This is a genomic window from Rossellomorea sp. NPDC077527 (assembly GCF_044542955.1).
Classification (GTDB): Bacteria; Bacillota; Bacilli; order Bacillales; family Bacillaceae_B; genus Rossellomorea; species Rossellomorea aquimaris_E.
Genome location: NZ_JBITVL010000001.1, coordinates 357,538 through 369,107, shown reverse-complemented (window position 1 = coordinate 369,107; position 11,570 = coordinate 357,538). Strand labels below are relative to the sequence as shown.

General features: G+C 43.4%; 15 protein-coding genes and 1 pseudogene. 3 read left to right on the top strand and 13 right to left on the bottom strand.

Features of this window, described 5'->3' with window-relative positions:
- Positions 1–115: 115 nt before the first annotated feature.
- Positions 116–547, bottom strand: coding sequence for a MarR family winged helix-turn-helix transcriptional regulator (locus ACIGG7_RS01740; RefSeq protein WP_397548523.1), 432 nt, complete (start codon positions 545–547; stop codon positions 116–118).
- Between the two features lie 168 nt (positions 548–715).
- On the opposite strand from ACIGG7_RS01740, the gene ACIGG7_RS01735 reads away from it, so the two are divergent.
- From ACIGG7_RS01735 to nagZ, 3 genes are all read left to right on the top strand, one after another.
- Positions 716–1,111 (top strand): CidA/LrgA family protein, encoded by a 396-nt coding sequence (locus ACIGG7_RS01735; protein ID WP_397548522.1) that lies wholly within the window; start codon positions 716–718, stop codon positions 1,109–1,111.
- A complete protein-coding gene (locus ACIGG7_RS01730; RefSeq protein WP_397548521.1) occupies positions 1,084–1,776 on the top strand; it encodes an LrgB family protein in 693 nt (230 codons plus the stop codon). The genes ACIGG7_RS01735 and ACIGG7_RS01730 overlap by 28 nt, the downstream gene beginning before the upstream one ends.
- Before the next feature lie 291 nt (positions 1,777–2,067).
- Positions 2,068–3,267 (top strand): beta-N-acetylhexosaminidase, encoded by a 1,200-nt coding sequence (gene nagZ / locus ACIGG7_RS01725; RefSeq protein ID WP_397548520.1) that lies wholly within the window; start codon positions 2,068–2,070, stop codon positions 3,265–3,267.
- A gap of 113 nt (positions 3,268–3,380) precedes the next feature.
- Here the strand turns inward: nagZ and ACIGG7_RS01720 are convergent, their stop codons facing one another.
- From ACIGG7_RS01720 to ACIGG7_RS01665, 12 genes and pseudogenes are all read right to left on the bottom strand, one after another.
- Positions 3,381–3,758, bottom strand: coding sequence for a hypothetical protein (locus ACIGG7_RS01720; protein ID WP_397548519.1), 378 nt, complete (start codon positions 3,756–3,758; stop codon positions 3,381–3,383).
- A gap of 155 nt (positions 3,759–3,913) precedes the next feature.
- Positions 3,914–4,096, bottom strand: coding sequence for a DUF4177 domain-containing protein (locus tag ACIGG7_RS01715; RefSeq protein ID WP_397548518.1), 183 nt, complete (start codon positions 4,094–4,096; stop codon positions 3,914–3,916).
- Between the two features lie 111 nt (positions 4,097–4,207).
- Positions 4,208–5,107 (bottom strand): MBL fold metallo-hydrolase, encoded by a 900-nt coding sequence (locus ACIGG7_RS01710; protein ID WP_397548517.1) that lies wholly within the window; start codon positions 5,105–5,107, stop codon positions 4,208–4,210.
- A gap of 28 nt (positions 5,108–5,135) precedes the next feature.
- Positions 5,136–5,870 (bottom strand): DUF5694 domain-containing protein, encoded by a 735-nt coding sequence (locus ACIGG7_RS01705; protein ID WP_397548516.1) that lies wholly within the window; start codon positions 5,868–5,870, stop codon positions 5,136–5,138.
- A 5-nt stretch (positions 5,871–5,875) separates the two neighbouring features.
- Positions 5,876–6,814: a phosphotransferase family protein gene (locus ACIGG7_RS01700; protein WP_397548515.1), complete on the bottom strand. Its 939-nt coding sequence runs from the start codon at positions 6,812–6,814 to the stop codon at positions 5,876–5,878.
- Positions 6,815–6,902: 88 nt separating this feature from the next.
- Complete coding sequence (locus tag ACIGG7_RS01695) at positions 6,903–7,079, bottom strand: hypothetical protein (RefSeq protein ID WP_397548514.1); 177 nt, start codon at positions 7,077–7,079, stop codon at positions 6,903–6,905.
- Positions 7,080–7,103: 24 nt separating this feature from the next.
- A pseudogene (locus ACIGG7_RS01690) lies at positions 7,104–7,633 on the bottom strand (GNAT family N-acetyltransferase).
- Positions 7,633–8,511 (bottom strand): aminoglycoside phosphotransferase family protein, encoded by an 879-nt coding sequence (locus ACIGG7_RS01685; RefSeq protein WP_397548513.1) that lies wholly within the window; start codon positions 8,509–8,511, stop codon positions 7,633–7,635. The pseudogene ACIGG7_RS01690 and the gene ACIGG7_RS01685 overlap by 1 nt, the downstream one beginning before the upstream one ends.
- A 40-nt stretch (positions 8,512–8,551) precedes the next feature.
- A complete protein-coding gene (locus tag ACIGG7_RS01680; protein WP_397548512.1) occupies positions 8,552–9,370 on the bottom strand; it encodes a P-loop NTPase family protein in 819 nt (272 codons plus the stop codon).
- Between the two features lie 20 nt (positions 9,371–9,390).
- Positions 9,391–9,516, bottom strand: coding sequence for a hypothetical protein (locus tag ACIGG7_RS01675; protein ID WP_397548511.1), 126 nt, complete (start codon positions 9,514–9,516; stop codon positions 9,391–9,393).
- 13 nt (positions 9,517–9,529) lie between these two features.
- The gene (locus ACIGG7_RS01670; protein WP_397548510.1) at positions 9,530–9,778 is read right to left on the bottom strand and encodes a hypothetical protein; all 249 of its coding nucleotides are present in this window, start codon (positions 9,776–9,778) and stop codon (positions 9,530–9,532) included.
- A 122-nt stretch (positions 9,779–9,900) separates the two neighbouring features.
- The gene (locus tag ACIGG7_RS01665; RefSeq protein ID WP_397548509.1) at positions 9,901–11,400 is read right to left on the bottom strand and encodes a malate:quinone oxidoreductase; all 1,500 of its coding nucleotides are present in this window, start codon (positions 11,398–11,400) and stop codon (positions 9,901–9,903) included.
- Positions 11,401–11,570: the final 170 nt, after the last annotated feature.

The following is an 11,570-nucleotide window of genomic DNA, read 5'->3' as shown; positions in this document are numbered from 1 at the left end:
TGATTGATTAATCAATTTTTATTTTACTGTTAGATATTTCCATAGTCAACGGTTATTTTTCGACAAAAAAAAGGCTGCCTCCTGATATCTGCACATACCAGAAAGCAAACCTATTTCATTCATCAAATGCCCCGTTCATCCGGACCAAAAGTTCCCCGAATACTTTCTTCTCCTCATTGGACCAGCCTTCAAGCAGGTCTTCATACCACTCGAGCCTCATCCGACTGTCGATTACAAGCTTTTCCTTTCCTACCTCCGTCAGATCAAATACGCTTACCCTTCCGTCACTTGGATCTGAAAAACGCTGGATGAACTCCTTCGCCTCAAGGGCAGACGCCTGTCTGGACAACGTCGAAATATCGAGCTGGAACGCTTCGGCAAGCTCCTTCAATCGTGATGGTCCGTGTTCATCCAGCTTCCTCATCAACAGGTAGGCAGACCGCTCCAATATCCCGATTTTCCGTTCGGACTGATCCCGGAATACTGCTTTTCTGATCAGGGTCGTCAATTCATATTCAATCCGCTCAATAGAGTTCTCTTCGGACACAGATATCCTCCTTTTTTTGTCAGTCAATCTAACAGATTCATTGACATCAATTCAAGTACTTGTATAATACAAATATATATAGTTGTATCGTACAAGTAATCTCAGGAAAAGTAAAGCGTTTTCATTGAAAGGTGGGGAAAAAGGGCTTTCCAGTAGAAGCCCTGTGTTATGAAAATCATTCGGATACTCATCCAAATTGGCATTCTTTATGCCTTTTCCTTTATAGGGGGAGCCGTAGAACAGGTCCTTGATCTACCTGTACCCGGGAGCATCATCGGGTTGATCCTGCTTCTTGCATGCTTGTCGTTCAAAATAGTCCCCGTGATGATCGTGGAAGATGGAGCAAGCTTTTTACTCGCCATCCTTCCGTTATTATTCATTCCGGCTATGACCGGGGTCATAAACTATCCGTCTCTACTTTCCGGGACCGGTGCCATGCTCTTTTTCATCGTTGTGGTGAGCACCGTCGTGACCATGGCCGCATCCGGATTTGCCAGCCAGCACTTAGAGAAACGATCTGAAAGAAGGGAATATCTATGCAGCAAGCATTTATCGCAATCCTGATTATCACCCTCACCGCTGTCCTTTATTTTGCCATGGTAAAGGTGTATCAGCGGTTTTCGTATCCCGTACTGATCCCGGTACTGACGACCACGATCGTAATCGTCGGACTGCTGTTCTCTCTGCATATACCCTATGAGGAGTATATGATCGGCGGGAAGTGGATTCATTCCCTCCTTGGTCCGGCCGTCGTCGCCCTCGCCTATCCCCTGTATAAACAGCGGAAAATCCTGATGAAGTACCGGTTCCCGATCATCGGTGGCGTCTTCGCCGGACTTCTGACCGGAATGGTGAGTGGACTTCTGTTCGCCCGGATTCTCGGCATCGACCATGACTTAATCCTGTCCATCGTTCCGAAATCGATCACGACACCCGTCGCCATCCAGATCGCATCAGGTATCGGCGGCGTTCCATCCATGACCGTCGTCTTCGTCATGATCGCCGGCTTCTCGGGCGTCATACTCGGACCGATGATCCTAAAGATGGTGCGCATCCACAGTTCCCTTGGACGCGGCATCGCCCTCGGCAGTGCATCCCACGCCCTGGGTACCTCGAAAGCAATGGAATACGGGGAGCTGACTGTCTCTATGAGTTCCGTGTCCATGACGCTCAGTGCCCTCTTTGGATCAGTGTTTGGTCCGATTGTGGTGTGGATGTTTCAGATTTAGATGATGCGTTCTGAGTGTCCGCAAAGATTTTTCGACAAAACGGTTGAATAATTGAAAATCTGGATCAATTATTCGAATCGAGGATTAATTATCGGATATCAGGATCAAATCTAAGTAAAATTGGTTTATATAACGCATTCCAGCACATATCAGGAGTGTTATGCTGGAAGAAAAAGAGTGAAAATGACTAAAAGACCCGTTCATACCGGGTCTTTTTCTATTTTTCCGTTTACAGCACAGCAGATACGAACAGAATGATACCAAGTATCCAATATCGAAAGGAACATCAATATGTCAAAAAAAAAGATTGGCTATTCCCTTTTAACCGTCATGATCTTAGTATTCATTCTGTCCTATTTCGCCATCAACCCGATCGGGGGTAAAAACCGGGAAGATCACCACCATTCCTTGATCTCCAACATGACCCTCGATGAAAAAATCGGCCAGATGCTCGTAGCCGGTGTCAACGGGACCCAGATGGATGAGCCTACGAAAAAACTGATCCAGACACACAAAGTCGGAGGTTTCATCTTCTTCTCGGATCATTTGAAAAGACCGGAACAAACCGTCCGATTCCTGAACCAACTGAAGGACGCCAACGCCGATAACCCTCTTCCCCTTCTATTGAGCGTCGACCAGGAAGGAGGGAATGTGACGAGACTCCCTGGGGGGCTCGCGAACTTCCCTACTAATCAAAGGATCGGAAACGCGAACGATCCCGACATTTCTTATGAAGTGGGTTCCCTTCTTGGTCAAGAGCTGAAAGAGTTCGGATTCAACCTGAACTTCGCACCCGTTCTCGACGTGAACAGCAATCCGGATAATCCGATCATCGGCGATCGGTCCTTCAGTGCTGATCCGGATATCGTCAGCGAATTAGGGATCCAGACGATGAAAGGAATAGAGTCCCAAGGAGTCATATCGTCGATCAAGCACTTCCCCGGCCACGGGGACACTTCCGTCGACTCCCATCTTGCGCTCCCCGTTGTCAACAAGAGCCTGCAAGAACTCCAGTCCCTTGAACTGATTCCATTCAAGCGTGCCATCGATGAAGGAGCAGACCTCATCATGGTGGCACACATCCTGCTTCCCAAGCTTGATGACACCTATCCGTCATCATTATCGGAAAACATCGTGACCAATCTTTTACGAAATAAAATGAACTACAAAGGCGTCGTCATCACCGATGATATGACCATGAAAGCCATTGCGGATAACTACGGAATGGGAGACGCCGCAGTTCAAGCCGTCAAAGCCGGCAGCGACCTGATCCTCATCGCCCATGATGCCCAAAAGGCCGTGACGGCTTTGGAAGCACTGAAATCAGCGGTGGAAAAGGGTGAGATCTCAGAGGAACGGATTGATGAAAGTGTAAAAAGAATCATTCAATTAAAACGTTCATACAGTCTGGAAGATACCCAGACTGACGACGTCGACCTGACGGATCTAAACCAATCGATCGACGCAGTCAACTCAAAAATCCTTCAATAATTCAAAAAGGGCTGACCCCAAACATCGATATCAATCGATGTTAAGGTCAGCCCTAATCTACCTACCCTACTAGAAAGAATCGCCGATAACTTTCTAAATGCCCCTTACATGTTCTATTTTTTTGCACACTCTTTATTTCTACTCACTCTCACAACTACTACTTCTCTATCCAGCGTTTCATTATTATTACTATTTTTTAGTTCAACATAAAAATAATATAATCCTCGTCGATTAAACGTGGTGACAATATTTGCACAAGAGTTTAGCGTGGCAGGATCAAATATATGAACTCCGACACTATTAAACTCAATCGGAAATCCATTACTGAATGAAAATTCAATATCGTGCCTTTGTTCCTTGTCCCCTAAAGTCACTTGAACATATGTTGGCACTTCGACTTCTTCCGTTGACAAAGCACAAACCTGAAGAGGCTGCTGCTGCCCAACAGTCGTGAAAGACGGTGCTCCTACTAACTTTACAGCATAAGGCATACTATTCACCTCCTTTGTAAGAGGATGATGTAGTATATGATGGTAGTAGCTTCATTGCTTAGATGAATAACCATTGTGATAGAAAAAATGATAGAGGAACCCATGGTTTCTATGGATTCCTCTATCTTTTCAATCAACTTTCTTCTTTATGCCATTCACGATATCGATCTTTCAAAAATGATTTCATAATCCGTCGGTTTTCCGTTCCCGTTGTACTTGAGCGGCAGCACCTGGACCAATCGCCATCCGTCAGCAGCATACTCCTCGATGATCTCCCTGTGCCTCGGCTCGGTGAAGAATCCGCCTAAACTGGTTTGGACATATGTATATTCGTACATGGTTGCACCTCCGTGGGTTTTCTTATTATACGAATGAGAGTACGTGTTGGTTTCATGTTGTTTATGCAACTCTCCACTTCCATGTAAAAAGAAAATCATACGATGTTGTTTTTAATAGGGATGAATCCTCTTTATATTCTCGAAGTAGACTTCTGAAGAAGACCAATCGCTAAACAACGGAGGGATTGCAGCATTTTCTATATCTTGAATGGACAATAGGTGCGTAATATAGTCAATCATTTTATCAATATCTTCTTTCATCCCGATCGGCCCGTGTCCTGGAATGACCGTTTCAATATCGAGAGCCTTCACTTCTTGTAAAATCTCCATCCACTTCTTCGGATCGGTTTCATCAAAGAATGTCGGATGACATTGAACAAATACCAAATCTCCCATGAAGATTACCTTCTCTTCAGGAATATAAAGCATGCTATCACAGAAAGAGTGTCCTCCCCCCAGAGTAAACCATTTTGCGCTTCGCTTTGTTCCCGTCAAAGTTCCCTCTTTCAGAAATGTTTCATTAGGTAAGACCAGCTCCAGGTCCGGCAACGAACGTTTCAATTCATGTAAAAAGCTAATCTGATCTTGAAGCTTCGAGTCACCGTCTTCATCAAGCTGCTTTTCAAGAGATTCTATATATTGATTGAGTCCCTCGAGGTCTGCTTTCTGCTTCTCTATTCTGGGAGGATGGATTTCTTTCATTTTTGCCAAAGTGGTCTCGCTTGAGATGATAGGAAGATCCTTAAACGTTTGATTACCACGAATATGATCTCCGTGCCAATGACTATTGATAACAAATGTGACCTTCTGATTCGTGATTCTTTCAGCGATATCCCTCAGGTCTTTCGAAGCTTGCTGCGTGTTAAACGTATCAAACACAATAAGCACATCGCCCAAATCCACAAACCCTGCATTTCCTACTGCCCCGCCACCAGGCTTTGATATGGCTGCATAGATGCCATCCTTGATCTTTTCTAGTAAGAAGTGTTTACTATTTAGATCTTCGTTCATCCGTTTCACCCCCTATTTATCTATTCAATTACTTCAAATAATCATTTGGAGAAACCACGTCCACCAACCCACTCTCCTCCAAAAACTGAGTCACTAAGTGAACATGGGCCGCCCCGATTATCAAAAGTGTCCGCTCATTAGGTGAAGAGGTGATTTCAGCAAGGTTTGAGTAAATGCTTAGATTCCTTTGATACCACCATCTCACCCAATCGATCCCAATATAGTTCGTCCCTTTACCAATACGGGCGACTGCCATATACATTTCGTGATCAAGCTTGGTCCTAGTCTCTGAATTGGATTGCTTGACCATTTCATAAATATTGGGAGGATCGACGTTCAATTGGAGCTTCGCACGGTATGTATCATTGATGTGTTGATACATATCCGGCTGTTCTTCCTTCGCCCACTCCATGACCTGTCCTAAGCCCATATTTCCGACACTCTCCATCCAGTCGATGGGAAAGAGTCTCTCATGTCCCAATTCAGATGCGGTCCGGAATCCAAACTGATGAATCTCATCCACTTCCAAAATCAAATCACCGTTTAGATACTTGTGGTACTCCTCATTAAGAGATTCATCCTGATTCTTCTCGACTTCCAATGCTATTTTAGTAGGATTGAACTCTTTCAAACAGTTCACGACTTCCCTGATTTCTTTTTGCCGATCACTCAACAATACATCATCTAGCTCCACCCGCTGTAAATCTGGCGTATAGCGCATATGGAATGTGCCAAGGACCATTACTTTTGGGTTTGTATTCATATTATTCATTTCCATCCCTTCGTCTCTAACATTTCTGTCACCCTTTCAATCTCCCCAATCTTCCAATCTATGATTTTTTGAATCTCCTCATCCGACGCATACCCTTGAAAATACTTCTCCACTTCCCAAGCAAGCATCATCGTCAAATGGTCTATGTATAGATAGCCCCAATCACTCCAAAAATCGTCATCAGTCAGATCTATTCCACGTTCTCGTAAACATTCCCGGTAGAATGCAGGAACGAATGACACCAGATCATTGTCGTATAAATCCTGCATCAGGATCGTGACATCTCTTAAAGGAGATCCCATGGCTGCCCATTCCCAATCGATGAACCAAATCTCGTCATCCTTATAGAAGACATTTTCCAGATGAGGGTCCCCGTGAGTGATGACAGCTGGACACTTTGTTTGATAATAAGGGATATTCAATTGCTCATATGCTTCCAGGATGGTTTTCTCCCATCCTGGAAGTGCCCACGATTTTCTAGAGCTCAATCTCCTTAATTGATCCAGGCACCAATCCCTCCATTCCGAGCTGACCCTATGAATAGGCAATTTATCTTGAGAGGGACTCATATTATGAAGTAAAGCTAATCTTGTTAAAACATCACCGATCATGACCTTCTTTTCCTCTGCTGACAGTGCATAAAATCCCTCTTTTACTGGAGACCCCAAATCCCACATCAACATTGCTTGTGGAGGACCATCCCATACGTTCACGACTCTACTAAATGGCTTCACCCGATCAGCTAGATCCATATGTATCTCTACTTCTTTGTTCCGACCATGAGCAAACTCTTTATAGATGTATCGGAGTATTGCATTCTCACTTTCACGCAGGGCTTCCACTTTATAGATCTTTCCTGCATGGGCACCGACAATTTCTTTCTTGCTCAGAAGCTTCAAGTTCAATTCCTTGAACCTGCGGACTACATGACTCACATGTTTCCCTCCTCCTCCGACCCCTTTTAATGTCATTATTTCAAATTATTGGTATGAACACAAATAAAGACGGCCCCACTTGAGCCGTCTACTTTCCTTCACTATTCTGTATATCTAACTTCTGATTGATTTCATGTAACAGATACAACCCTCTCACCATACACCCCATGATGATCCCAAAACCGATGACCAGGCCGAAAACGTGCAATGGGATTAATAAGAACCCGATGATGGAGGCTGTAATGATGAGAAATAGTAAAAACAAAAATTTGACCTCCGACTAAACAATTTAAATACGATATTCCATCAACCAACAATCCTGATATATACCTTCATGAAGCTCACGCTCGGGGAGAAGTTTCACCTTTTTAAACCCGCACTTCTCATAACATTTAATCGCCCTCACATTTCTTGCTTGAGGATCCATAATAATATTATCAGCGTGCTTATTGGTGGATAAAAATTCGATCATTCCTTTAACAAGTGATGTCCCAATCCCTTTGTTCCAGTACTCTGGTTCACCGATGAATTGATCAGTACCATAAATGGTTCCGTCCCCATATCCGTATTCCTGTTTCGTTACATCATCGATTTTGTAAAATTGAACATATCCTACTTCTGTTTGCCCGTATTCAACTATACACTTACTTCATCCCCTGCATCCTCAAAGAATACCTCTTTCACTTTAACGAGATCAAAGGGGTTATCCCTACCTTCATAAAATTCTAATACCCGTGGATCGGATAGCCATTTTGCCAACAGATTGGCATCCTTCCGTTCCATTTCTCGAACTCGCAATGCTTCATTCTGAAACAGCATCAGTCACTCCCCCTCAATGAAAACAAATACAAGAATCGATCAAGAGCCTGATCCCAATTCACATGTTGGTCCTCCTTCATCGCATACACCAACTCATGAAAAATCGGCTGAAGCCCATAAAAATCTTGTACTCGTTTGAAGATTGCTTCTTTATTTTCAGCTTTGTAGTGAGACAAAACTTCTTTTGTCACACGAGGTCCATAAGACCAATACAATCCCGCAAAATCAAATGCCGGATCCCCCCATTGGGCATCTGTGAAATCTATGATGCCACTCACTAAACCCGTTTTTGGTTGATATAACATATTAGCTGTCGTTAGATCACCATGGATGACAACTTGCTTTACCTTTCCTTTTTCATACACCGACAGGAACTCTTCAAAAAAGCATTTGATTATCAATCTATGGTTAGAGGTCAGATGAGGATAAACAAATGTCTTTACCGCAAGAAATAATTCATACCAATATTCTTTAGTGTGAATTGTCTTTAGTTTCGGCATGCCTGATTTCCTCAAGCCGTGCAGCTTTGTCAAAAAATCCCCGATTAACAAGGTACTAGAATGAATAGGGTGTAAAAACTTCCCCAGCGTATCCCCCTCAAGATAAGGATATTTAACCCCTGCCACCTCACCATTAATATGGATGAGTTCGTATTGAGGAATTTCGAGCAAGGGCTTTTTTGTTGCCAATTTTTTCAGTAAATCGGCTTCATCTACCACTTTAGATGCTATTTCACTCGTCTTTGGAAACCTGAAGACGATTTCTCCGTTTGCAATTAGGATGTCATTATCCCAGCCGTTTGGATTGACCTTTACACAATGAATAGGAATACCAGGAATAGTCTCATTGACAACACTCATCATTTGTTCCTTATTCATTGATTTATCCCTCCATTTTCATCAACCGATTAAGATATGCTCACAGAGAAATCGTTTCTTTGATGCTGTCATAATACCTTTCCCAGTCCCCTTCACCATTCTCAACCAACACGTTCCTAATCGGCAACCCCTCAAGAATTCTCATCTCCATATCCCTCCGCATCTCAAGAAACTCCACGAGCCCTTGATACCCCTGCAATCCATTCTCTTTTCCATATCCTTGACTAACATGGTAATCCATGAAGAAATCACGCCACTCCTGACTGCGTTCTTGATAGACATGTTGGAACGATTGACCAACATCCTCCTGATAAAAATAGATCAATAGAGGATTCAATGGTGAGATCAACGAGCTGATTGTCTTTAAATGGTCTTCCAGCCTTTTTGGCTCTGCATTATGCATGGCGATGAACTTGGTAAACGGATTTTGCAGGAAACAGCATTCAAATATGTATACTTCATCACCAAAGTCGGTATCAACGAACTCTTCCCAATAATCGAAGGAGACTTCTTCAAACCGATCGAGGTCCAATTCGTAGACATCCATGGAAGCCAATGCATCCACAAGCGCAGAATCAACATTCACTAGATTACGATATCGAATGAAATACAGTTCGCCTTTCTTTTCGGCAACATCCTCGATTTCCTTCCGATCTTCAGGAAATCTTTCTATCATGTCATTAAACTGATTTTCATTTAAACATGCTGTCGATTCATAATCAGCAGGATGACTTGTTTCTCCTTCTTGAAAGAGTTTAACCTTGACCCCTTTTTTCTCTAAGTGATCTTTAATGAAATGAGCTGTTGTCGACTTCCCTGAGCCAGGGACCCCCTCGACGATCATTAGATTTGTGTTCAAACTTGCTCCCCATTTCCTTCTTAATTTTTCTTTTGTTTCATTTCCTCCAACAACTCTACAACTCGTTCATTCATTTTATTCATTTTCCTCACCTGTACTTCAATGGAGAAGAGGGTGATGAGTGCTAAAATTCCAATAACTATCATGATGCAATTCTCCCTAAAACAACATTTCTATATATGGTTTGACAAGGCCAATCACCATAACCATGGCCGCTGCCAGAAAAGCGTATCCAAGTTTTCTGTCACGTTCTTTTTCCCTTATACCGTCTATCCCGAATAACAGAAACATCAGGGCTAAACAGGAAAGGATGCTAGTACCCGAAAAATCGAGATGCTCAATAAAAAAGTGATATAAACAAGCCCCCATCCCCACAAATGCAAGGATGATGTTTACCTTTTTCAACAAAAACTACCGCCTCCAAACACCCTTATTTTACCACTAATGGACCATTTCGTGTGACGGTTCCTGGAATTTACGCCATAAAAAAATACCCTGGGAACATCCACAGGGCATTTCTCCTTATTCACTTAGCTATACGCTACCTCTTTATCCCTCAAACCCAGCGCCTTCGCAGTAGACGTATGGATGTCTCTGAAGAGTTCAGGATTTTCTCCTAATGCCACTCCATAAGAAGGAATCATTTCTTTGATCTTCGGCTCCCACTCTTTCATATGCTGCGGGAAGCATTTATCCAATACTTCAAGCATGACGTGAACGGCTGTGGAGGCACCCGGAGATGCTCCTAATAGGGCAGCGACGGATCCATCAGCAGCACTTACCACTTCTGTACCGAACTGAAGGGTTCCTTTGCCTGCATCTGTGTCTTTGATGACCTGAACACGCTGACCGGCTACAACGATATCCCAGTCTTCGCTCTTGGCGTTCGGGATGAATTCGCGTAATTCTTCCATGCGTTTTTCATTGGACAGAAGAACCTGCTGGATCAGATACTTGGTTAATCCCATTTCCTTCACACCAGCTGCAAGCATTGTGAAAAGATTATTCGGTTTCACGGATGTAATCAAATCCATATTCGAACCTGTTTTCAGGAACTTTGGTGAGAATCCGGCAAATGGTCCGAACAGAAGTGATTTTTTATTATCGATGTAACGGGTGTCAAGATGCGGAACCGACATCGGAGGAGCTCCGACCTTCGCTTTTCCGTATACTTTCCCGTGATGTTTTTCAATGACTTCAGGGTTGTTACACACCATGAAGAGTCCCGATACCGGGAATCCGCCGATTTGCTTGGACTCAGGGATACCGGTCTTCTGAAGTAACGGAAGACTTCCGCCCCCGCCTCCGATGAAGACGAATTTCGCCGTATGATATTCCATCTTGATGCCGTCGATATCATGAACCTTTACTTCCCATGACCCGTCGGATTTGCGTTTGATATCTTCCACACTGTGGTTATAGTTGATTTCTACGCCTTGATCCTTCAGATGATCAAACAATTTGCGGGTCAGTGCCCCGAAATTGACGTCCGTTCCGGAATCGATCTTCGTTGCTGCGATCGGCTCATCCGATTCACGGCCATCCATGATCAAGGGAATCCATTCCATCAATTTCACCGGATCATCGGAAAATTCCATGCCCTCAAACAAAGGACTATCTGACAGCGCTTCCAATCGCTTTTTCAAAAACTCCACATTTTCTTCACCTTGAACCATGCTCATATGAGGGATCGGCATGATGAAGTCCTGTGGCTTTCCAATCAGGTTGCGGTTGACAAGATAAGACCAGAATTGTCTTGAAAGTTGAAACTGTTCATTGACTTTGATTGCTTTCGTAATATCTATAGATCCATCAGGCTTTTCGGATGTATAGTTGAGCTCGCATAGTGCAGCATGTCCGGTTCCGGCATTATTCCATTCGTTCGAGCTTTCTTCTCCCGGCTTCGCGAGCTTTTCAAACACTGTGATTTCCCATTCCGGCGCCAACTCTTTCAGGATTACCCCTAAAGTCGCACTCATGACACCAGCACCAATTAAGATAACATCTGTTTTCTTCTGTAAGCTGCTCATTATAACCTTCCTCATCCACTATATTTGCAGGCGCTTTCAATCCAGCACCCTCATGTGTCCAAAAAAAACCATACCATCGTCTATTATAATGATTCATAGGGTAAAATATCTAGTATTATCTGATTATTATAAACTATTTTAAGAAAAAACAAAAGTGCAAATAGTGTCAG